Origin of the sequence: Streptomyces sp. BBFR25, assembly GCF_044590125.1 — a bacterium.
In the GTDB taxonomy this organism is placed as follows: domain Bacteria; phylum Actinomycetota; class Actinomycetes; order Streptomycetales; family Streptomycetaceae; genus Streptomyces; species Streptomyces canus_D.
Map to the genome: position 1 here is coordinate 532,104 of NZ_CP172447.1, position 22,251 is coordinate 554,354.

The 22,251-nt window shown below is 71.2% G+C and carries 20 protein-coding genes; 11 read left to right on the plus strand and 9 right to left on the minus strand.

The annotated features are described in order from the left end of the window. Positions 1-37 precede the first annotated feature (37 nt). Together ACGH52_RS02290 and ACGH52_RS02295 are read right to left on the minus strand one after the other, a co-directional pair. Positions 38-1,285 carry an MFS transporter gene (locus ACGH52_RS02290; protein WP_399937158.1) on the minus strand — a complete coding sequence of 416 codons (1,248 nt, stop codon included), beginning with the start codon at positions 1,283-1,285 and terminating at the stop codon, positions 38-40. Positions 1,286-1,543: 258 nt separating this feature from the next. After that, positions 1,544-2,806 (minus strand): MFS transporter, encoded by a 1,263-nt coding sequence (locus ACGH52_RS02295; protein ID WP_399937160.1) that lies wholly within the window; start codon positions 2,804-2,806, stop codon positions 1,544-1,546. Between the two features lie 38 nt (positions 2,807-2,844). Between ACGH52_RS02295 and ACGH52_RS02300 the strand changes: the two genes are divergently transcribed. Continuing rightward, a complete protein-coding gene (locus ACGH52_RS02300; RefSeq protein WP_076978013.1) occupies positions 2,845-3,441 on the plus strand; it encodes a CGNR zinc finger domain-containing protein in 597 nt (198 codons plus the stop codon). Between the two features lie 46 nt (positions 3,442-3,487). Here the strand turns inward: ACGH52_RS02300 and ACGH52_RS02305 are convergent, their stop codons facing one another. Beyond that, on the minus strand, positions 3,488-4,063 hold the full coding sequence (locus ACGH52_RS02305; RefSeq protein WP_399937163.1) for a TetR family transcriptional regulator: 576 nt from the start codon (positions 4,061-4,063) through the stop codon (positions 3,488-3,490). Between the two features lie 93 nt (positions 4,064-4,156). Here ACGH52_RS02305 and ACGH52_RS02310 point away from each other — a divergent pair, with 93 nt between their 5' ends. From ACGH52_RS02310 to ACGH52_RS02320, 3 genes are all read left to right on the plus strand, one after another. Then, entirely contained in the window at positions 4,157-5,083 is a 927-nt protein-coding gene (locus ACGH52_RS02310) for an oxidoreductase (protein ID WP_076978015.1), read from the plus strand. A gap of 99 nt (positions 5,084-5,182) precedes the next feature. Next, positions 5,183-5,878: a TetR/AcrR family transcriptional regulator gene (locus tag ACGH52_RS02315; RefSeq protein ID WP_076978016.1), complete on the plus strand. Its 696-nt coding sequence runs from the start codon at positions 5,183-5,185 to the stop codon at positions 5,876-5,878. A gap of 247 nt (positions 5,879-6,125) precedes the next feature. Continuing rightward, positions 6,126-7,274: an FAD-dependent oxidoreductase gene (locus ACGH52_RS02320; RefSeq protein WP_399937167.1), complete on the plus strand. Its 1,149-nt coding sequence runs from the start codon at positions 6,126-6,128 to the stop codon at positions 7,272-7,274. A 255-nt stretch (positions 7,275-7,529) separates the two neighbouring features. On the opposite strand, the gene ACGH52_RS02325 is transcribed toward ACGH52_RS02320, so the two are convergent. Further along, entirely contained in the window at positions 7,530-8,267 is a 738-nt protein-coding gene (locus ACGH52_RS02325) for an SDR family oxidoreductase (protein ID WP_121704722.1), read from the minus strand. An 84-nt stretch (positions 8,268-8,351) separates the two neighbouring features. On the opposite strand from ACGH52_RS02325, the gene ACGH52_RS02330 reads away from it, so the two are divergent. Together ACGH52_RS02330 and ACGH52_RS02335 are read left to right on the plus strand one after the other, a co-directional pair. Then, on the plus strand, positions 8,352-8,969 hold the full coding sequence (locus tag ACGH52_RS02330; protein ID WP_399937171.1) for a TetR/AcrR family transcriptional regulator: 618 nt from the start codon (positions 8,352-8,354) through the stop codon (positions 8,967-8,969). Position 8,970: 1 nt separating this feature from the next. Next, positions 8,971-9,129 carry a hypothetical protein gene (locus ACGH52_RS02335; RefSeq protein ID WP_399937173.1) on the plus strand — a complete coding sequence of 53 codons (159 nt, stop codon included), beginning with the start codon at positions 8,971-8,973 and terminating at the stop codon, positions 9,127-9,129. 25 nt (positions 9,130-9,154) lie between these two features. Here the strand turns inward: ACGH52_RS02335 and ACGH52_RS02340 are convergent, their stop codons facing one another. Then, positions 9,155-10,093: a helix-turn-helix transcriptional regulator gene (locus ACGH52_RS02340; protein WP_399937175.1), complete on the minus strand. Its 939-nt coding sequence runs from the start codon at positions 10,091-10,093 to the stop codon at positions 9,155-9,157. Between the two features lie 178 nt (positions 10,094-10,271). Between ACGH52_RS02340 and ACGH52_RS02345 the strand changes: the two genes are divergently transcribed. Both ACGH52_RS02345 and ACGH52_RS02350 read left to right on the plus strand, forming a co-directional pair. Then, the gene (locus ACGH52_RS02345) at positions 10,272-10,964 is read left to right on the plus strand and encodes an SDR family oxidoreductase (RefSeq protein ID WP_076978020.1); all 693 of its coding nucleotides are present in this window, start codon (positions 10,272-10,274) and stop codon (positions 10,962-10,964) included. 148 nt (positions 10,965-11,112) lie between these two features. After that, entirely contained in the window at positions 11,113-12,333 is a 1,221-nt protein-coding gene (locus ACGH52_RS02350) for a metallophosphoesterase (protein ID WP_076978021.1), read from the plus strand. Between the two features lie 141 nt (positions 12,334-12,474). Here ACGH52_RS02350 and ACGH52_RS02355 read toward each other — a convergent pair whose 3' ends face one another. Further along, positions 12,475-13,086 carry a TetR/AcrR family transcriptional regulator gene (locus ACGH52_RS02355; protein ID WP_076978022.1) on the minus strand — a complete coding sequence of 204 codons (612 nt, stop codon included), beginning with the start codon at positions 13,084-13,086 and terminating at the stop codon, positions 12,475-12,477. 136 nt (positions 13,087-13,222) lie between these two features. On the opposite strand from ACGH52_RS02355, the gene ACGH52_RS02360 reads away from it, so the two are divergent. Beyond that, positions 13,223-14,155: an alpha/beta fold hydrolase gene (locus tag ACGH52_RS02360; RefSeq protein ID WP_399937179.1), complete on the plus strand. Its 933-nt coding sequence runs from the start codon at positions 13,223-13,225 to the stop codon at positions 14,153-14,155. Between the two features lie 12 nt (positions 14,156-14,167). Here the strand turns inward: ACGH52_RS02360 and trpC are convergent, their stop codons facing one another. Continuing rightward, positions 14,168-14,944, minus strand: a complete 777-nt coding sequence (gene trpC / locus ACGH52_RS02365; RefSeq protein ID WP_076978024.1) for an indole-3-glycerol phosphate synthase TrpC — start codon at positions 14,942-14,944, stop codon at positions 14,168-14,170. A 299-nt stretch (positions 14,945-15,243) separates the two neighbouring features. Between trpC and ACGH52_RS02370 the strand changes: the two genes are divergently transcribed. Continuing rightward, positions 15,244-17,676 (plus strand): HAD-IC family P-type ATPase, encoded by a 2,433-nt coding sequence (locus tag ACGH52_RS02370; RefSeq protein ID WP_076978025.1) that lies wholly within the window; start codon positions 15,244-15,246, stop codon positions 17,674-17,676. Positions 17,677-18,345: 669 nt separating this feature from the next. Beyond that, positions 18,346-20,235 (plus strand): BTAD domain-containing putative transcriptional regulator, encoded by a 1,890-nt coding sequence (locus ACGH52_RS02375; RefSeq protein ID WP_076978026.1) that lies wholly within the window; start codon positions 18,346-18,348, stop codon positions 20,233-20,235. A gap of 122 nt (positions 20,236-20,357) precedes the next feature. Here ACGH52_RS02375 and ACGH52_RS02380 read toward each other — a convergent pair whose 3' ends face one another. Both ACGH52_RS02380 and ACGH52_RS02385 read right to left on the minus strand, forming a co-directional pair. Next, positions 20,358-21,005, minus strand: a complete 648-nt coding sequence (locus ACGH52_RS02380) for a response regulator transcription factor (RefSeq protein ID WP_059302624.1) — start codon at positions 21,003-21,005, stop codon at positions 20,358-20,360. Next, positions 21,002-22,237 carry a sensor histidine kinase gene (locus ACGH52_RS02385; RefSeq protein WP_399937184.1) on the minus strand — a complete coding sequence of 412 codons (1,236 nt, stop codon included), beginning with the start codon at positions 22,235-22,237 and terminating at the stop codon, positions 21,002-21,004. The genes ACGH52_RS02380 and ACGH52_RS02385 overlap by 4 nt, the downstream gene beginning before the upstream one ends. Between the last annotated feature and the right edge of the window lie 14 nt (positions 22,238-22,251).

Sequence of the window (22,251 nt, forward strand, 5' to 3'; positions counted from 1 at the left end):
GGCTGGTCCTGACCTGACGATCAGCGGTCTCCATGGGTCAGGAGGAAGCGGACTTCCGCGCGGATTCGGCCGTCGCGCTCCCCTGTTTCGCGTCGCCGGGTTCGCGGGCCGCGCCGGACGCCGTGACGACCTTCGAGCCGCGTCCGTCCCGGTCGAGGCATCCGCCGACCACGGCCAGGCCGAGGCCGACGACGGCCAGGGCGGCGCCGACCAGGGTGGGCGAGGACCATCCCCAGCCCGCCGCGATGACCAGGCCGCCCAGCCAGGCGCCGCCCGCGTTGGCCAGGTTGAACGCCGAGTGGTTCGAGGCTGCCGCCATCGTCGGCGCCTCGTGCGCCTTCGTCATCAGCAGCATCTGCACGGGAGTGGTGATCAGTGAACTCAGGGCGCCGACGACCGTGATGACGACGAGCGCGGGCACCACCTGATCGATCGTGAAGTACAGCGCCACCAGTGCCGCGGCGAGCAGCGCGAATCCCGCGTAGAGCGTCGGGCGCAGGGCCCGGTCGGTGAGCGGGCCCGCGACGAGGGTGCCCACCGTCATCCCCACACCGAACAGTGCGAGCACCAGGGTGGTGGAAGCATCCGAGATGCCCGTCAGGTGGGTCAGCATCGGCACGAGGTAGCTGTACACGGCGAAGTAGCCGCCGAATCCGACGACCGCCGTGACCAGGCCGATCATCACCTGCTTGTTCTTCATCGCGCGCAGCTCGTGCATGACGCCGGACTGTGCGCCCCGGGGCTGATGCGGTATCAACAGGGTCAGGGCGACGAAGGCCACGACTCCGATGACGGACACCGCGGCGTACGCGTAACGCCAGCCGAGTTGCTGGCCGAGGGCGGTTCCGACGGGGACACCGACGATGTTGGCGACCGTGAGGCCGAGGAACATGGTCGAGACGGCGCGGGCCGCCCGGTCGGGCGCGACCAGTTTGGCGGCGACGACGGCACCCACGCCGAAGAGCGCGCCGTGGGGTAGTCCCGCCAGGACGCGCGCGGCGAACAGCAGGGCGAAGTTCGGGGCGAGTGCGGATGCGGTGTTCCCGACGATGAACACGCCCGAGAGGATCAGCAGCAGTCGCTTGTGCGGCACCCGGGCGCCGATCCCGGTGAGCAGCGGCGCGCCGACGACGACGCCGAGTGCGTAGGCGGAGACGAGGTTGCCCGCGTGCGGCACGGACACGCCGACGCCGTCGGCGATCTGGGGCAGGAGCCCCATCGTGACGAACTCGGTCGTGCCGATGCCGAACGCGACGACGGCCAGGGCCAGCAGAGCCAAGGGCATGGGGAGGAAAACCTTCCGGGGAGGGGCGGGCGCGTGAGGGCGCGCCGAAGGGGGCATCGCTCGTCACCGGTCGGGGCCGGTGGCGCGCGGTGCCCGCTCGGTGCGGGCGGCCCTCGCGCCCGTCCTCGTCGACCGGGTGCGGTGGCCGCGGGACCAGCATCTCAGGCGCTGTGGTCGCGCCGGGCGCGTGGTGCCCGTACGGGCCGGGGGCCCGCCGCACGCGATGGTCCTCGAAGGACGCCCTGGCCCTGGACGGCGTCAGCACGACGAGTGCGGGCGGGATCCAGGGGAGCCGTCGGGGTGGCCAGGGGTGCTCCCCCCACCGTGGAGCGCACGGTCCTCGGACGAATGGCCCGTTGCCGACGGGACGGCGAAGAAGCCCACTGCGGCGAGAACCGCCACGCTCGCTGCGAGAGCCAAGGCGGCGGGAAGGGACCGAGTCGCGACAGGACCGGCCACCGCCGCCCCCACGGCGAATCCGGTGATCTTCAGGCTGGCGCCGGTGGTGAAGATCTGACCGCGCAAGTCTCCCGGGGCCTCCCGGTGACGGATGGCGAACACAGCGGCCAGTTGCGGACCTTCACCGGCCCCCACGACGAGGGCCGCCACGATCAGCGTCACGGGAGAGTCCGCGGTGGCCAGAGCCAACCCGGCGGCCTGGACCAGAGCGCTGGCCCAGATGATCGTCTCTGGGGCGACGGAACGCGCGAACCGGGTGAGAACGGCGTTGGCCGCCAGGGCGGAGACCGCCGCGCAGGAGAGCAGCATCGCACCGCGGCCGACTCCGCCCAGGACGCGCGCGCCCAGGAGCGGGACGCACGCCGTCAGCATGCCCTGGGCGACGCAGGAGAGGACGGAGGCAAGGGTCGCGCGGGCCAGTGACGGTCTTCCGGTGATGATCCGTATCCCGGCGGCGAGGTCGCTGATCGACGGAGCCGCCCGAGTGCCCCGCGCCCGACCCGGACGGGCGGGCAACATCCAGGCGGCGGGCAGTGCCAAGGTGATGAGTACGACGGAGACCACCACCGCCGACGGGGCTCCCAGCGCCTCCGCCACGACGCCTGCGAGAGCCGGACCGGCCAGACTCGCCGCACTGAATGTCATGGCATCGAGCGCGTTCGCCCGCGGCAGGCGGTCACCGGGCACCACACGGGGCAGCTGGGCCGTCCATCCGCCCGACAGGGCAGGCCCCAGCAGCCCCGTCACCACGGCGACAGCGATCGTGACGGCGAACGGCCACCGGCCGAGCCCCCCGAGCAGCACCCCCAGCCCCGTCGCATACATGACGAGGGCCCCGGCCAGCAGGCGTCCCGGCCGCGCCGCCCTGTCGAGGAACGCCCCGAGCACCGGCCCGCCCACGGCGGCCGAGACCGTGATCCCCGCGAGCAGCGACGACGCTTCGACCGTCGATCCGGCCACGGCAAAACCCGCCAGCATCAACGCCGGTCCCGACATCTCGTCCCCGGCACGAGCCGCCACTGCTCCGGCGAGGTATGAACGGAGTGCGTAACGCCTTCTCATCCGCGCGACGTTACGGAGGTAACTCAAAACTCAGCAAGATGCGTTACATTCCACGGGTGCTCCCCCACAGCGACGACTGGACCACCCGCCACTCCGTGCTCAGCACGGCTCGACGGACCGCCGCCCTGATCAACGTTCTCGCCGCCGACCGCCCCGACCCGGCGGAAGTCGCCGACGTCTTGCGCGCATACGGCGAGAGCGACCCCATCGATCTCACCGCCCAGGACGTTGCCGAGATGCGCGCAGCCGCTGCCCTCCTGCGCGCAGTCTTCGCCGCCGAGCACACCGACGACGCCGCGGCCACCCTCAACCGCCTCCTGCACGACCACACCGGACCACTCCGCCTGACCTCGCACAACGGCAGTACCCCCTGGCACCCCCACCTCGACCACGACGACAACGCCCCCTGGCACGAGTGGCTCCTCGCCTCCTCCTGCATGGCACTGACCGTCCTCGTCTGGGACCGCCAGCGCCCACCCGGCAGCGTCTGCGCCTCACCCAGCTGCGACAACGTCTTCATCAGCCAGGGCAGCGGCCCCGAACGCCGCTACTGCTCGCGCCGGTGCGCGACCCGCGAACGGGTCGCAGCCCACCGACGCTCCCACCCCACCCGACGACCGAACAGAACCGCGTAGCACGTCTTCGACTCACACAGCGGGCCTGCGGTGACGACACCAGCGATCAGTGATCAGCGGGGCAGTCCGGGGTGACGAGGCGGCGTACGGCTTCAGTGACCGTCGCGCGCTGATGTGCGGGTGGAACCAGGGCGTTGACGTCCTCTGTGTGGTGCTGCCACATGTTCGCTAGCGCCAGGACGAGGGCCAGGATCTCCGCGGCCGACTTGTCCCGCCGGACGCTGCCGCGTTGCTGGGCGGCCTCGACAGAGGCGATCTTGTCTTGCATCGAGCGGGCCACGAGGTCGGACGCCGACCGTTCCGTGCTTTCCAGGGCGTACCAGGTGAGGAAGCGCATGACCTGGGGATGCTGCTGTCCGGCGTCGTGCAGGCGGCCTGCGTATTCGGCCAGGTCGTCGGCGTCGATGGGGACAGCGTTCACGGTCTGCTCGGCGATCGCTTCGTAGACGGCCTCGAACAGGCCCTCCTTGCCGGCGGCGAAGGAGTACACCAGGCCGGGGCTGATGCCGGCCCGTTTGGCGAGCCGGTCCACGCGAGCTCCCGCCAGGCCGAACTCGGCGAACTCGGCGAGAGCGGCTTCCATCAGCTGTCGGCGCTTGCGGTCGGGGTCACGTGTTGCCATGCCCTCAGCTTTTCCAATGAACGTTCATTTGACAACTCGGATCGGCGTCTGCATGCTGAACGAAGTAAATGAACGTTCATTTAGGAGAGTGACGTGCCCAACTCGCACTGGACTCCGGCCGACATCCCTGATCTCAAGGGCCGGACCGCACTGATCACCGGCGCCAACAGCGGCATCGGCTACCGCACCGCCCAGGTGCTGGCGGAGCACGGTGCCCGCATCCTGCTGGCGGGTCGACGCCCCGACGCCCTGGCCGACGCCGCCCGCCGCCTGCGCGCGGACGTGCCCGGTGCCCACCTGGAGACAGTGGAGCTGGACCTCGGCGACCTCGCCGCGATCCGAGAGGCGGCCGCCCCGCTCGCGGCGGGCGAGACTCTCGACCTCCTCATCAACAACGCCGGTGTGATGGATGTCCCGGAGCGTCGGCTCACCCGCGATGGGCTGGAACTCACGGTGGGCACCAACCATCTCGGCCATTTCGCGCTGACAGCGCACCTGATGCCGTCCCTGCAGCGCTCTTCGGCTGCCCGCGTCGTCACGGTCAGCGCCGTCGCCGCCGCCTGGCGCGCCGGTGATCTCGCGGATCTGATGAGCGAGCGCCGCTACCGCCCGATGAGCGCGTACGCGAAGTCCAAGCGCGCCAATGTCGTCTTCACCCAGGAACTGGCCCGTCGCTTTGCCGACAGCCCCCACCGTGCCGTGGTCGTCCATCCGGGCTCGGCCGTCACCAACCTGCAGCGCCACACCTCCGCCAGCCGGACGGGGCGCCTGTTCGTGGCCCTCGCCTCCCGCACCCTGATGGGCTCCCCCGACGGCGCGGCCTGGCCGTCCCTGTTCGCCGCGACCCACCCCGAGGTCACCAATGGGGCCTACCTCGGCCCGGCCGGACGCGACCAGACCTCCGGCACACCCGAGCCGGTCCGCCTGCCCGGCGGGGCAGACGGCCCCGACCTGGGCGCCTGGCTGTGGCGCGAGAGCGAACGACTGACCGGCGTCACCTTCCCCGTCCCACAGACGTGACCTTGCCCCGCGGCCCGCGACGCGCGACGCGGGCCGGCTGTCCGGGCAGCAAGCAGCCGATCGCAGTCTGCGCCGAACGTGTTCGTTACGATCGGTGTCATGAGTGCGAGAAGAGAGCCCGTCAGCCGGCGGGAGCGTCCGGCGAAGCCCGCTCTGTCCCGGCGCTGGATCGTGGAGACCGCGGTGCGGATCATGCGGGCCGAGGGGCTGGAGAAGGTCACGATGCGCCGGCTGGCGCAGGAGCTGGACACCGGCCCGGCCTCCCTGTACGTCTACGTCGCCAACACTGCCGAGCTGCACGCGGCCGTCCTGGACGCGCTGCTGGGCGAGGTGGACCTGAGCGGCCGGGGCGCCGGTGACGGCTGGCGGGAACAGCTCCGCGCGGTCATGACGTCGTACACCCTGATGCTGTTCGAGCACCCGCAGCTCGCCCGGTCCGCGCTCGTGGCCAGGCCGAGCGGTGAGAACTACCTGCGGCTGGTGGAGCGCGTCCTCGGCCTGCTCGCGCGAAGCGGCGCCTCCCGCGCCCAGGTCGCCTGGGGGGTGGACAAGCTGCTCCAGGACGCCACGGCCACCGCCGCGGAGCAGTCGACGCACGAGCACGACCCCGCCTCCGGGGACGACTGGGACGCCACCGTACGCGCGCTGCGCTCCGTCGACGAGGCCACGCACCCGGCGATCACCGCCCACATGCCGGAGCTGATCGGCGGTACGGCCCGGGACCGGATGCGCTGGAGTTTCGACGTCCTGGTCAACGGCATCACGCACTCCCCGGTGCCCGACCAGACCGACTGAGCGCTCCCTGGTACCCGACCAGACCGACTGAGCGCTTCCTTCCGGGTCCGGCGGCGACGCGCGCCGGGCCGGGGCTGCGGCGATCTCATTGACGAACTTGTTCGCTACGAACATGTTCGTTACGGTGGATGGAGAGGTAGGAGAGACCACCGCGGCGCCATCGCGCGCAGCAGCGGCGACCCGCCCCGCCAGCGGTCATCCCCTCCCGGCTGCGTCTACACGCCCCACTTCCGCGAAGAGGTTCACCATGAGCACCACCACCCCCCACTTCCCCGTCGCGATCATCGGCGGCGGCCTCGGCGGCCTGACCGCCGCCCGAGTCCTGCACGTCCACGGCATCACGTCGGCGGTCTTCGACCTGGAGGCCGGCCCGGAGGCCCGCACGCAGGGCGGCATGCTCGACATCCACGCCGAGAACGGGCAGAAGGCGCTGCACGCGGCCGGTCTGCATGAGGACTTCCTCGCGATCGTGCACGTGGGCGGCCAGGCCATGCGCCTGTTGGGCCCCGACGGCACGGTGCACGTCGCCGAGGAGGACGACGGCACCGGCGACCGCCCCGAGACCGACCGCGGCGAGCTGCGCGACCTGCTGCTGCACTCCCTGCCCGACGGCACGGTCCACTGGGGCCGCAAGGTCACCGGCGTCCGCCCGCTGGGCGACGGCCGCCACGAGGTCACCTTCGCCGACGGCTCGGCCCTCACCACCGACCTCCTCATCGGCGCCGACGGCGCCTGGTCACGCGTCCGTCCGCTGCTCTCCGACGCCAGGCCCGCCTACACCGGCGTCTCCTTCGTCGAGACGGACCTGTACGAGGCCGACACCCGCCATCCGCGCAGCGCGGCCCTCGTCGGCGGCGGGTTCTTCATGGCCCTGGGGCACGAGCGCGGCTTCCTCGCCCACCGCGAGACCGACGGCAGCCTGCACGTCTACACGGCGCTCAGGGCCGACGAGGGCTGGGTCGACACCGTCGACTTCAGCGACCACGCCGCCGCCAAGGCCGCCGTCCTCGCCCACTTCGAGGACTGGGACGAGAGCCTGCGCGCTCTGGTCGCCGACGCGGAGACCATCACCCCCCGCCGCATCCACGCCCTGCCCGTCGGGCACCGCTGGGACCGCGTCCCGGGCGTCACCCTGCTCGGCGACGCCGCTCACGTCATGTCACCTTTCGCGGGCGAGGGCGCCAACCTCGCCATGTACGACGGCGCCGAACTCGCCCTGGCCCTCGCCGCCCGCCCCGGCGACACCGAGGCCGCCCTGACCGCCTACGAAGAGGCGCTCTTCCCGCGCAGCGCCGCCTCCGCCGCCGAGTCCGCCGCCAGCCTGGACACCATGCTCGGCACGGACAGCCTGGAGCGGATGGCCGAATTCTTCACCGGCGACCCCGTCGGCCGGTGAGACCGCGGCCCACCGCCGCCCGGCCCGCACACCGCACATCGCACACCGCACCCAGGGGAGAGGGCCCTGGACGACCGCGAGGGCCGGATCTCCCGCCTCGTCCCCATGGACGCCATCGGCCCGGTCGTACCCGGCCGGGCGAACACTTCCTGGACCAGTGCCTGGGGCGTCTCTTGGAATACCTGGGCCGTGAACAGTGCCGCATCGTCCACATAGTTGAGCGCCGCATGCCGCAGTTGTGGGTGACGTGAAACGTCAGCCCTGGACCGTGGGACGGACGACGATGTCGCCGACATCGACGTTCGACGGCTGCTCGATCGCGAAGGCGACGGCGCGGGCGATGTCTTCGGGGGCGAGGGAGAGCGAGAAGTCGACCGCCGGGGCCTGCGACTTGACGGTGGGACTGGTGACCGAGTCGGCGAACTCCGTCCCGACGTAGCCGGGCGAGACCACGGTGACCCGCAGGTCGGGCCCGGCTTCCTGGCGCAGCCCCTCCGAGAGGGTGCGCACGGCGTTCTTCGTCGCCGCGTAGACAGCCTGGTTCGGCACGATGCGCAGCCCGGCGGTCGAGACGATGTTGACGAAGTGCCCCCGGCCCTGCTCGCGGAAGACGGGGAGTGCTGCGGCTATCCCGTACAGCACACCGCGGAAGTTGACGTCGATCATCTGGTCCCAGTCCTCGACGCGCAGCTCGTCGAACGGGGAGATGGGGCCTGTTCCGGCATTGTTGACCAGGACGTCGAGCGCGCCGTAGTGCTCGCGGGCGCACGCCACCAGGTCCGCGAGGTCGCCGCGGCGGCGCACGTCCGTCCGCGTCCAGGCGACCGTGCCGCCCTCGGCCTCTATGCGGGCGGCGAGCGCGTCGAGTCGGTCACTGCGGCGCGCTCCGAGGACGAGCTTGGCACCGCGCGAGGCCAGCAGCAGTGCGCTGGCCTCACCGATCCCGCTGCTCGCGCCCGTGATGGCCACCACTTTGCCGTCGATCCCTGCCACGTGCGTCCTCCAGAACTAGAAGTAAGAGGGCTATCACTTTTACAGTAAGAGCCCTCTTACTTCTGGTCAAGGCAGGTGGTCTGAGTGGCCGAGGCCACAGCGGGGGCGGGCATCGAGCGTCCCGCCCGGGGACAGCTCCGTTCGGCGTTGATCGCCGAGAGTTTCGTGCTGCTCTCCGAGAAGGGGCTGACCGGCTTCTCCGTCGCCGAACTCGCCCGCAGGCTCAAGGTGAGCACCGCCGCCCCCTACCGCCACTTCCGCAACCGGGAGGCCCTGCTCGCCGTCGTCGCCGCACAGGCCGCCGACGAGCTCACCCGCGCGATGGAGACCGCCGCACAGGCGGCCGGCCCCGACCCGGTCGACCGGCTCGCGGCCACCACGGGGGCGTACGTGCGCCATGTGTCCGACCGCGGCGCCGGCCTTGACGTGATCTTCGCCCCGGAGCTGAGGCCGCTGCGGGACGCCGACCTGGCCCGGGCCGGCCGCGGTCTGATGACGCTGCTGCTCGACCTCGCACGGCGAGCGGGCCACACCGACCCGTCCCGGTCACTGCTGCTGCTCGAACAGCTCTTCTGCCTGGCCCACGGCTACATCACCTTGGACGCGGAGGCCTTCCTGACCCGCTCCCGCCTCTCCCCCGAGGACGTCGCCACCCGCGCCACGCACGCGGCCACGGCGCTGCTGCGCGGCAACGTGACGTGAAGTGGTCGTCGGTGCAGGTGGCGTCGCCGTAGTAGAACCGTGGGCGCCGCGCCGCGGCCCGGGCCTCGACGTCGTCACCCTCGATCCGAAGTCGAGCGGCCCGGTGATCGGCCCCGAGGGCTTTGCCGACGCGGCGGCCATGAGCCCCACCGCCCGTTGAGGCGCCGAGACGGGCTTCGCCCTCGTCAGGGTCCTGGCGGGGCGGGCGAGTTGGTTCCCGCCGGTGAGGTCCGCGGTGCCGTCCAACTGGCGAGGAGCTTGAGGCGGTCCTCCGAGGGGGTGCCCGGCTCGGCCGTGTAGACGATCAGGTCGTGGACGGCCCGTTGGGGCAGGGGCAGGTCCAAGGAGCGGAAGGTCATCTCCAGACGGCCGACCTCGGGATGGTCCAGCCGCTTGACGCCCTCGTGCCGGATACGGACGTCGTGACTGGCCCACATGGTGCGGAAGTCCGGGCTGAGCGTGGACAGTTCACCGACCAGCTCGCGCAGCGCCCGGTCGTGAGGTTCACGTCCGGCTTCCGCGCGGAGCACGGCGACCGTGGCCCTCGCGCCTTCCTCCCAGTCGACGAAGAAGTCCGGGGAGCCGGGGTCGAGGAAGAAGTAGCGGGGGAAATTGGCGCAGCCCCGCTCGCCGGTGGTGCCGCTGGCGAACATCGGCGCGTACAGGGCCCTGCACAGCGCGTTGCTCGCGACGATGTCCAGACGGCCGTTGCGTACGAAGGCGGGAGCCATGGTCATGGCGTCCACCATCCACTGGACGGAGGACGGGATCATGACGTCCTTGCGGCGGTTCGACCTGCGGCGGGCGGGACGAGCCGCTCTGGCCAGTTCGAGCAGGTAGGTGCGCTCATGCTCGTCGAGGAGCAGCGCCTGCGCGACCGCTTCCAGCACGCTTTCGGAGACGCCGCTGATGTGGCCCTTCTCCAGCCGCGTGTACCACTCGGTGCTCACACCGGCGAGGGCCGCGACCTCCTCGCGTCGCAGTCCAGGAACCCGGCGCCGTCGGCCGGTGGGCAGTCCGACCCGCTCCGGGACGAGCCTGGCGCGTCGGCTGATGAGGAAGTCGCGGATGTCCGAACGGTTGTCGGTGCGATCACCGGTCTGGTTTTCGGACGGAGGTTGCATCCGTCCACCGTACCCATGGTCCGGGCGATGGGGAGGTTGCGTTTGTACCCCCCATAAACGCGACCTTGCCCGCCTGTGACGGCGCCGGTTTCCTGAGGTCGGCGGACTTGACCGGCACTCCTCCACAGGGGCCGCCGTCGGTCGTCCACCGTCCCAACCACACCTCAGGAGCATGACCATGCCCAGCAAGACCGTACTGATCACCGGCGCGACCAGCGGTATCGGCGCCCACACCGCGCGGTTGCTCCTCGACCGCGGCCACCGTGTGGCGGTCACCGGCCGCGACGAGAGCAGACTGAAGACGTTCCTCGACGAGGCCGGCCACTCCGACCGGCTGCTCGGCCTGGTGGCGGACGCCGCGGACTGGCAGGCCACCGCGTCGGTCGTGACCCGCACCGTGGAGCGTTTCGGCGGCCTCGACGCGGCGGTGGCCAACGCCGGATTCATGTCCGGTGACTCCATCGGGGACGGCGACCCGGCCCGGTGGTCGCCCATGGTCCTCACCAACGTCCTCGGCCCCGCCCTGCTGGCCCATGCCACCCTGCCCCACCTGGAGGCCACGGGCGGACGGTTGGTACTCATCGGCAGCGTCGCCGGGCTGAAGAACTCTCCCGCCAACCTGTACTCGGCCACCAAATGGGCCACCACCGGACTCGCCGAGAACCTGCGCCTGCACGCCACGCCCCGCGGCATCGGTGTCACGCTCGTCAACCCCGGAATGATCGACACCCCCTTCTGGCAAGGCGCCGACGTTCCCCCCTTCGCCCTGTCTCCCCAGCCCATCGCCGAGGCCATCTGCTTCGCCCTCGACCAGCCGGCAGGCGTCGACCTCAACACCCTGACCATCCGGCCCATCGGCCAGCCCGCCTGACCACACTCGACTGTCGGAAGGGCGGTGCGCCTGCGGGCCAGTGATCAACGGCGTCCACGGACCGCTGCCGAGTTCGGCACCGGTCCGGCCGGACCGAGGGCGACCGGATACAGTGCGCGGGTCAGCAGCCTGGTGAGGGAGGGACAGCGTGACCGACACCAGCAGCACCCGGTCGGCCGAGGGTGAGGCACGAGCGCCGCGCGAGAGCCGACTGCATCGTCTGATGCGCTACGTCCCCCTGATCGCCCCCGTCCTGCTGTGGGCCGTGCCCTGCTGGGTGCTCCTGCACGCCGGTCAGCACTGGCCGCTGCCCGTCACGCTGGTCGGCACCGCCGTGTTCGCCCTCGGCCTGGTCGGCATGCCGCTCGCGATGGTGCGCGGCCACGGCCGACGCCAGCAGGACCGGGCGGCGATCGTCGGTGACACGCTGCTGGGCACCAGCTGGATCCTCTTCACCTGGTCCGTCCTGCTCGGCGCCCTCTTGCGGCTCGCCCTGGCCGTGGCCGACGTCGGCGGGGGCCAGGACCGGGCCCGCGTCGTCACGTGGGCCGTGCTCGGCGTGTCCGCCGTACTGCTGGCCTGGGGGTACGCGGAGGCTCGCCGCGTACCGCGCGTGCGCCGACTCGATGTGCGATTGCCGCGGCTGGGGGCCGGGTTGGACGGTCTCAGGGTCGCCCTCATCACGGACACCCACTACGGCCCGCTCGATCGCGCCCGCTGGTCGGAGCGGGTGTGCGAAACGGTGAACGCTCTCGAAGCCGACCTGGTCTGCCACACCGGCGACATCGCGGACGGCACGGCCGAACGCCGTCGCGCCCAAGCCGTCCCGCTCGGTACCGTCCGGGCCGCCCATGCCCGGGTCTACGTCACCGGCAACCACGAGTACTACAGCGAGGCCCAGGGCTGGGTCGACCTGATGGACGAGCTGGGCTGGGAGCCGCTGCGCAACCGCCATCTGCTGCTCGAACGCGGAGGCGACACCCTCGTGGTCGCCGGTGTGGACGACGTCACCGCCGAATCGTCCGGCCTGGCGGGCCACCGCGCCCACCTCGCCGGAGCCCTGAACGGCGCCGACCCCGATCTCCCCGTCCTGCTCCTCGCCCACCAGCCCAAGTTCGTGGACCGGGCGGCAGCGGCCGGCATCGACCTCCAGCTCTCCGGCCACACCCACGGCGGCCAGATCTGGCCCTTCCACCACCTGGTCCGCCTCGACCAGCCCGCCCTCGCCGGTCTCAGCCACCACGGCGCCCGCACCTTCCTCTACACCAGCCGCGGCACCGGCTTCTGGGGCCCGCCGTTCCGTGTCTTCGCCCCCAGCGAGATCACCCTGCTCGTCCTCCGCGCCCCGCAGACGACCGCGTCGCAGTAACGGATCCGACCCACGCCCGACGCCATGAGGCGGTCGACGTCGACCCGTCGGCTGCCGCCCCCAAGGGGTAGCACCACCGACCGGCTCTCACCGTCCGGGCCGGCCCGCATCCGCCTTTCCGCGCACCGCGGCACGGAGAAGTCACGTACGACGGCCCCCGTGCCGGCCGGTCTCGCCCAGTGTCCGGGCGAGTGCGTCGAGGGTCACGTCGACGACGGCGCGCAACTGCTCCGTGCTCGCTCCCGCTCTGCTCATGACGGCGAGGGACTGGTTCACGGCCGCGAGGTGGGTCGCGAAGGACTCGGCCGCCTCGTCGTGCAGTCGGCCGGCCTTCAGCGCGGCGCGCAGCCGGGTGTGCTGCAAGCCGATCGCCTCCCGTGCACGCGCGGCGACGCCGACGCTGAGCACGGGGGTCGCCATGACCGTCTGGGCCACCAGGCATCCGTCGGGCAGGGCGGGGTCCGCGATGCGGTCCAGGGTGATGTCGAAGAACGCCCGCACGGCTGCCAGGGGCCGGTCGGCGGCGCAGGACAACGCGGCGTCGTACTTGCTTCCGTAGCGCGCGGTGTAGCGCTCCAGGCAGCGTGTGAAGAGCGTGTCCTTGTCGCCGAGGGAGGAGTAGATGGAGCTGCGGTTGAGTCCGGTCGCCCGGGACAGGTCGTCCACTGACGTGTCCGCGTAACCGGCCCGCCAGAACTGGATCATCGCGGCATCGAGCGCCGTGGCGATGTCGAACTGCTTCTTGCCTGCCACGCTGCTCCTCGTTCCTGCTCCGCCCTCTTGGTGGAGACCATTCTCCCATCTTGAACCATCCAGTTCAAGATGGGTTAGGGTGAAGCCGTGATCATGCTGCGAGGGCCCCGCTCTCGTCGTGCAGTGGAGGAGAAACATGAACGACCCCGCAAGCACCCCGCCCGTCCCCGGCAATCCGGTCCGCGACCTGCCGTTGACCGACCTGACCGGCTTCACCCACCGTTGGGTCGACGCGGGCGGCATCCGGCTGCACGCGGTCGAGGGCGGTCGGCCGGACCGTCCGGCCGTCGTCCTGCTCGCCGGTTTTCCGCAGACCTGGTGGGCCTGGCGCAAGGTGATGCCGGTCCTGGCCGACCGGTTCCGCGTCATCGCCATCGACCTGCCGGGCCAGGGCCACTCCGAACGGCCGGACATGAGCTACGACACGCACACGGTCGCCGCCCACGTCCACGCCGCGGTCGAGGCGCTCGGAGTCCGGACCTACTGGCTGGCCGCCCACGACATCGGCGCGTGGGTCGCCTTCTCCCTCGCCCTGGAGTACCCGAGCCAGTTGCGTGGCCTGGCACTGCTCGACGCCGGCATCCCGGGCATCACACTCCCCGACGCCGTTCCGACCGACCCCGAGCGGGCGTGGAAGACCTGGCACTTCGCCTTCCACCTCGTGCCCGAACTGCCCGAGACACTGCTCGCCGACCGCGAACGCGAGTACGTCGGCTGGTTCCTGAAGGCCAAGACCCTCTCCCCCGCCACCTTCGACGCCGCCGAGATCGAGCAGTACGCCGCTTCCGTGGCCGCCGACGGAGGTCTCCGCGCGTCCCTGGCCTACTACCGGGACGCCGCGACGTCGGCGCGCAAGAACCACGAAGCGCTGGAACGTCGGCGCCTGACGGTCCCGGTGCTCGGGGTGTCCAGCAGCCACGGCTCCATCCCCGACATGGCGGCTTCCATCAGGCCGTGGGCGGACCAGGCCACCGGGGTCGTCGTGCCGGACGCGGGCCACTTCATCCCCGACGAGCAGCCCGACGCGGTCGCCGCCGCGCTGACCGACTTCATCACCGGCGACGCTTGAGACCGCTCGCCGTCATCCGATCAGTTCCTTGATCGTGGCTGCGGGGTCTCCGGCCCGCATCAGCAGTTCCCCGACGAGGACCGCGTCCACCCCCGCCTGTTCCAGCTCCCGCGCGTCCCGCGCGTCGCGGACGCCGCTCTCGCCGACCATGACCCGCCGGCTGCCGACCCGGTCGCGCAGTCGGGCGGAGAGAGTCCGGTCGATCGAGAAGTCCCGCAGGTCCCGGTGGTTGACGCCGATGATCACGGCACCCGCCGCCAGCGCGGTGTCGACCTCGTCCTCGTCGTGCACCTCGATCAGCGCCTCCATGCCGTAGTCGCGGGTGCACGCGAGGAGTTCGGCCAGCCGCTCGGGGGTCAGCGCGGCGACGATGAGCAGCAGGGCGTCCGCGCCCAGCGCCCTGGCCTCGGCGATCTGGTACTCGTCGACGATGAAGTCCTTGCGCAGGACGGGGAGGTCGGACGCGTCCCGGGCGACCGCGAGGTGGTCGGGGCTGCCGGCGAAGCCGTCCTCGTGGGTGAGGACCGACAGGGCGCAGGCGCCGCCGTCCTGATAGGCGCGGGCCAGCTCGGCGGGGCGGTAGTCGTCGGTGAGCGGGCCCTTGGAGGGGCTGCGGGGCTTCATCTCGGCGATGACGCCCAGGCCGGGCTGCCGCAGGGCGGCGGCGAAGTCCCGCGGCGGGGGCGCGGCCGCGGCGAGCACGTCCAGTTCCGTCGCGGGGCGGACGGCGCGCCGCCGTTCCGTCTGCCGTTCGGCGTCTGCGACGAGGGTCGCCAGGATGTCGCTCAAGCGGGTGCCTCCGGTTCCGTCCGCTGCGGGGAGGCGCGGTCGCCGCTGGTCGGGTCGCCGGGGCTCCCTGCGTGTCGGGTCACCTTCCGCACGTTATGCGGACGCCCTATGGCTCGGCTATCGCCGGAGTATCGGATGGGCCCACGGCACGTGCTCGCCTGCGCGCCCCCGTCGAAAGTAGGGGCGAAGAGACGCCTTTCGTGCCTGGTGACGTCAAATAGCGCGCTCCTACTGTCGGTCGGGGGAGAAAGATCCGACCGAAGTGCAGCGCGCGGAGCCGAGTCCGGAGGACGTCAGGGATGAAGAAGCAGTTGGACGAGTCCGGTGGCTCCGCCGCCGTGGCCCGGGGGGCCGACGACACTCCACCGCCCGGGTCGCTCGTCGGCGGGCAGACCGGGCTGACGTCGGACCAGGTCGCCGAGCGCGTCGCCGCCGGACGCGTCAACGACGTGCCGACCCGCTCGAGCCGCAGCATCGGCGAGATCGTCCGGAGCAACCTGTTCACCCGTATCAACGCGATCATCGGCGTGCTGTTCGTCATCATCATGATCGTCGGTCCGGTGCAGGACGGACTGTTCGGCGGTGTCATCCTCGCCAACACCCTGATCGGCATCATCCAGGAGGTGCGCGCGAAGCGGACCCTGGACCAGCTCGCGATCGTCGGCGAGAGCCGTCCGCGCGTCTGGCGCGACGGGCAGCGGGTCACGCTCAGCGCCTCCGAGATCGTCATGGACGACGTCATCGAGCTGGGCCAGGGCGACAAGATCGTGGTGGACGGCACGGTCACCGCGGCCGAGAACCTGGAAGTCGACGAGTCGCTGCTCACGGGCGAGGCGGATCCGGTCGTCAAGCGTCCCGGCGACGCGGTGATGTCCGGCAGCTTCGTGGTGGCCGGTTCCGGTGCCTTCACCGCGACCCGGGTCGGGCGGGAGGCGTACGCCTCCCAACTCGCCGAGGAGGCCCGGCGCTTCAGCCTCGTCAACTCCGAGCTGCGCAACGGTATCGACCGGATCCTGAAGTTCGTCACCTACGCGATCATCCCGGCGGGCATCTCGCTGATCATCACGCAGTTCATCGTGAACGACGACGATCTGCCGGAGGCGATCCGCCGCATGGTGGGCGGCCTCGTGCCCATGGTCCCCGAGGGGCTCGTCCTGCTGACCTCGCTCGCCTTCGCCGTCGGCGTGGTCCGGCTCGGCAAGAAGCAGTGTCTGGTCCAGGAGCTTCCCGCCATCGAGGGTCTGGCCCGGGTGGACACCGTGTGCCTGGACAAGACGGGAACACTCACCGAGGCGTCCATGGACGTCGACGAGGTCCTTCCGCTGCTGCCGACGGTGTCCGCCGCGGAGGTGCTCGGTGCGCTCGGCGCGGCGGACGAACGCCCCAACTCCAGTCTGCAGGCGATCGCCAAGGCCTACCCCGCCCCCGAAGACTGGCAGCGGACCGCGACCGCGCCGTTCTCCTCGGCCCGCAGATGGAGCGGCGCCACGTTCACGGAGCCCTCGGGTGCGGAATCGACCTGGCTGCTCGGCGCGCCCGACACGATGCTGCCGGCCGGGCACTCCGTGCTCACCGCCGCGGACTCCTACGGCGCACGGGGCCTGCGCGTCCTGCTTCTGGCGCGCGGCTCACGCCCGCTGGAGGAACTCCTGGACGACGCGGCATCCGTGCCCGACGCGGTCACGCCCGCCGCGCTCGTCGTCATCAAGCAGCGCATCCGGCAGGAGGCGCCCTCCACCCTGCGGTACTTCGCCGACCAGGGCGTCTCGGCCAAGGTGATCTCGGGCGACAACGCCGTGTCCGTCGGAGCCGTCGCCTCGAGCCTGGCCCTGCCCGGCGCCGACAACCCGGTGGACGCCCGGTTCCTTCCCGAGCATCCGGAGGAACTGGCCGACGCCGTCGAGCAGAACTCCGTCTTCGGGCGGGTCGGGCCGCAGCAGAAACGGGACATGGTGGGCGCCCTGCAGTCACGGGGCCACACCGTGGCGATGACCGGCGACGGCGTCAACGACGTGCTCGCGCTCAAGGACGCCGACATCGGCGTGGGCATGGGCTCGGGCAGCCCGGCCACCCGGGCGGTGGCACAGATCGTCCTGCTCAACAACAACTTCGCCGCGCTGCCCTCGGTGGTCGCGGAGGGCCGCAGGGTCATCGGCAACATCGAGCGCGTGGCCAACCTGTTCCTCACCAAGACCGTGTACTCGGTGCTGATGGCCATCGTCATCGTGATCGCCCAGGTGCCGTACCCCTTCCTGCCGCGCCACATCACCCTGGTCGGCTCCCTCACCATCGGCGTCCCCGCCTTCTTCCTGGCGCTGGCCCCCAACGCGGAGCGCGCCAGGTCGAACTTCGTGGGGCGCGTCCTGCGGTTCGCCGTCCCCGCCGGTGCCCTCGCGGCGACGGCCACCTCGGTCGCCTATCTGTTCGCCCGGTCCGTGTACGACGACAATCTGGACGCCGAGACCTCGGCGGCGACCCTCGCGCTGTTCCTCACGGCCCTGTGGGCGCTGGCCATCATCGCCCGCCCCTACACCTGGTGGCGGATCCTGCTGGTGCTGACGATGGCGGTGTCGTTCGCCGTCGTGCTGGTGGTGCCCGCTCTCCAGGAGTTCTTCCAGCTGAAGCTGGTCGGCGTCGCGGCGCCGTGGACGGCGGTCGCCTGTGCCGCGGTCGCCGGGCTGGTGCTGGAGTTCGTGTGGGCCCGTATGCGCCGACGGTCGGCCGACGACTGAGCCGGCGGAGGCGGTGACATCCCCCGCACCGCCCTCGCGACAGGAAGGGACGCCCGGCTCGCGCCGGGCGTCCCTTTCGTCTGCTCCGCTCCCCGGGTGCGCGCCGCAATCCAGCCAATCCACAGGCGCACCCGATCAGTCCCGGTCGCCCGCTGACCGCCGCGGCATCGACGCCCGCCGACCTCGCGGTCAGGGGGCAGCCGCCGTCGCCACCAGGGAGGATCACGTTCCGGTGCTCGGCGGAACGGCACCGTACGGCGGAGCGGGACGGGCCCCCGACCGGGCGCCGCAGGAATGGAAAACAGCGAACTATCGAAAGTAGGGGGTGATGCCTGCCGAAAGTTGAGTGGTGCCCTCAACGAAGATCCGTATCATTTAACAGAGACAGAGAGGAGCCAGCTACGATCGATAATGCACATACAGCAAACAGTCCGCGCTCGCTACGCTCACTAACACACAAGAAAGCGGAGCCGAGCATTCCATTTTGCTCAGGAGACATACAGGCGAGAGGTCCCGTGAAGGCAGGAACCACTGTCACCCAGCGCAGCCGCCATGCACAACGCGGCTGTCGGGGCGAGTCGGCCCGGCACATCGAGCCGACGCGCTCAGCGCGTTCCGCGGTCTTCATTGCACGGACATTACTGAAACTTGACGGGGGTTCAAGAAATCATGAGCGTTCACCCGATAGTTCCCGTATCCCAAGGAGCCGGAAATCAGAAAGCGCAAGAAGGCATCGAATCCGGCCTCGATTTCCGAATACTTGGGCCACTCGACGTTCGGCTGAACGGCCAAGGGCTCACGGTCGGCGGGCCCAGGCAGCGAGCAGTTCTCTCCGCATTACTGCTTTCCGCCAACCAGGTCGTGTCCTGCGATTCGCTGATAGAAAAGGTGTGGAACGGCCGCCCGCCGAGAACCGCACGCACCCAGGTCGCCATCTGCATCGCCACCCTGCGCAAGGTCTTCCGCAGCGCGGGCTGGGACGAGGAAACGATCACCACGGCCGCCCCCGGCTACATGCTGAGCCTCGCCGGCCACTCGCTCGACTCCCTGCGCTTCGAGCAACTGGTCGCCAGGGCGACGGAGTGGACGGCGGAGGACCGTCCGGCGGAGGCGGCGGCAGCGCTGCGGGAGGCACTGGCACTGTGGCGCGGCCCGGCTCTCGGCGGCGTGTACGCGCCCTTCGCCGAGACCGAGGCGGCCCGCCTCGACGAACTGCGGATGCTGGCCGTGGAGCAGCAGATGGCACTGCGCCTCCAGCTCGGCGAGCACCAGGCCCTGCTCGGCGAGCTGCAGGCGCTGGTCGGCGCCTGTCCACTGCGCGACCGGCTGCGCTACTACCTCATGCTCGCCCAGTACCGGTCGGGACGGCGCGCGGAGGCTCTCACCACATTCCGCGACGGAATGCGGTACTCCATTGAGGAGATCGGCCTCGAACTGGGCGCCGAACTGCAGTCGCTCCACGACTCGATCCTGCGGGACGAATTCCCTCAGCTCGCGGTTCCCGGCATCGCCGCGCCGCAAAGGGACGCACCGCGGCCGGCCCCGTGTCAGCTCCCGGAAAGTGACCCTTACTTCACCGGACGTAGTCGCGAACAGTGGCTTATGGACGATGCCCTGCTCAGTGATTCGCCGCAGATTCACTCCCCCATCGCCTACCTCACGGGAAGCCCCGGAATCGGAAAGTCCAGCCTCGCTGTCAACTGGGCGCACCGTACGGCACACAGATTTCCGGACGGACAGCTGTACGCGGACCTCCGGCAGGACCGGACCCTGGACGTGCTTCACCGGTTCCTTCGCCGGCTGGGCGCCGAGGGGGCACTGCCCGTGGAGGTCGCGGAGGCCGCCGTGCGCTACCGGGCGATGCTGGAGGGCCGGCGTGTCCTGGTCGTCCTCGACCACGCGTCGTCGTACGCCGGGCTGCGTCATCTGCTGCCCGGGAGGGGCGAGTGCAGCGTCGTCATCACCGGACAGGCCGACCTGGACGAACTCCTGCAGAAGCACAGCGCACTTCGGCTGCGCGTCGGGCCGCTGTCCGACGAGGAGTCGCGGCTGGTGCTGAGCAGCGTGCTGCGGGACTCCAGGGCCGAGGAGTCGCCCCGGGCCACCCGGCGGCTCGGCGTGCTGTGCGGCCACACGCCCCCGGCGCTGCGCGCCGCGGCGACCAAGCTGCTCACCAAGCAGCACTGGCGTGTCTCCGACCTGGTACGCCGCCTGGAACGCTCGGCCGACCGGCTGGCGGAACTCAGCATCGGTGAGGACTCGTTGCGCGCCCGGCTCGACCGCAGCGTAGGGGAGCTGGACCCCCTCCCGGCAAACGCCTACCGGGAGTTGAGCCGTCTCGACGGCGCCGACTTCGAGACGGCGGAGGCGGCGAAGGTGCTCGGCACGGACCTGCTGGTCGCCGAGGACCTCATCGAGACCCTGGTGGACGCACAGCTCCTGGAAGTGGTGGGACGCGGCGCGTTGGGCGAAATGCGCTACCGGTGGCAGGAGTTGGTGCGGCTGCATGCCTTCCACTCCTTGTGTGCCGCCCCCGACCTGGCCGACTGCTTCGGCTGAGCCGCGAACCGCCGGCGCACACCGGGACGGCCCGGTACGACCACGGCCCGTACGACCCCGAGTGGTCGTACGGGCCGTCGCGTTCGGTTCCGACGGGAACGCATGGGCCCCGCCCGAGCCCGTCAGGTCAGACCGGCGTCCCGCACGAGCAGCGCCACCTGCACCCGGTTGGACAGACCCAGCTTGGCGAGGGCACGGCTGACGTGCGCTTTCACCGTGCCCTCGCTCATGGCCAGCTCGCGGCCGATCTCGGCGTTGGACAGACCGCGGGCGACAGCCCGTACGACGTCGTCCTCCCGGTCCGTCAGCACCGACAGGCGTTCCCGGGCGAGGGCCACGTCGGCCGACTCCAGCCCCGCGAAGGTGTCGATGAGGCGTTTGGTGATGCGCGGCGTCAGCATCGCGCTGCCCTCGGCGACCGTACGGACCGCGGCGGCCAGATCGCGTGGGGAGGTGTCCTTCAGGAGGAAACCGGCGGCGCCGCTGCGCAGCGCCGTGTGCACGTAGTCGTCGAGGTCGAAGGTGGTCAGCATGATGACGCGCGGCGGGTTGGGCGCGCGGCGCAGTTCCTTCAGCGCGGTGAGACCGTCCATGCCGGGCATGCGGACGTCCATGAGGACGACGTCCGGGCGGTGCCGGGCGACGGCGGTCACGCCTTCGCTGCCGTCACTGGCCTCGGCCACCACCTCGATGTCGTCGGCCGGTTCGAGGATCATGCGAAGCCCCGCCCGTACCAGTGCTTCGTCGTCGACGACCAGGACCCGGATCACTCGTCTTCCTCCATGGCTTGCGCGGAAAGGGGCAGCCGGGCGCGGACGGAGAACCCGCCGCCCGCGCGGGGGCCCGTGGTGAAGTCGCCGTCGAGCAGCTCGACCCGCTCCCGCAGCCCGACCAGGCCCATGCCGCTGCCGGGCAGCGCCTCGACGGGACTGCTCGGGGCGTCATTGTGGACGGCGATCACCAGTCCGCCCTCTTCGTAGCGGACCAGGACCTCCGTGCGGGCGGCCCCGGCGTGCTTGTGCACATTGGTCAGGGCCTCCTGCACGACCCGGTAGGCGGCGTGTTCCAGCAGCGTCGGCAGCCGCTGGGGGACTCCCTCGTCACGGCGGCTGACGGTCATGCCCGCGGCACGGGACTGGTTCAGCAGCCGCTCCAGGTCGACGAGCGTCGGCTGGGGCCCCAGTGCCACACCCTCCCCGTCGGCCTTGAGGACGCCGATGACGTCCCTCAGCTGGCCCAGGGCCTCGCGCCCGATGGTGCGGATCAGCTCCGCGGCGAGAGCCGTCGACTCGTCCTTGGCGTTGATCTCCAGGGCGCCGGCGTGCAGCACCATCAGGGACACCCGGTGGGCGACCACGTCGTGCATGTCCCGGGCGATGCGGGCGCGTTCCTGCGACCGCGCCTGCTCGGCGCGGGCCGCCTGCTCCCGTTCCAGCTGCTCGGCCCGCTCGTGCAGGCCCTCGACGACGTCCCGGCGGGCCTTGTTCCACAGGCCGAGCGCGAACGGCAGCCACACGAACAGGGCGACGCCGCCGAGCGACGACATCATGTCCTGCCACACGACCCCGGCCGCCCCGATGGCCAGCTGTGTGGTCGTCGGCAGCACCGTCAGCGCGCTCGCCGCCGCCACGTAGGCGAGCTGCCGCAGCGGGCGGCGCACGGCGGACGCCACGACGTAGGAGGCGACGCACAGCGCCGCCCAGGTCGAGGTGAACACCCACGCCGCGCAGCCGGTCACCGCGATGGGCCAGCGCAGCCGGGGCAGGACCAGTGCCGAGGCGGCCGACGCGACGGCCACGGCTACGGCCAGGGCGAGGGCGAGTCCGTCCAGCGGTGTCAGGCCCGCCTCGGTCTGCACGCGGGACACGAAGGTGCCGTCGATCGGGACGAAGGCGCCCGCGGCGAGGAGGACGGCCAGGAGCAACGGTCCTCTGCGGCCGAGCAGTCGCCGCAGGCGTGCCACTGGCCCCGCTCCGGTGGTCGTGTGGGTACGTCGGGTCACACACCGAGCGTAGT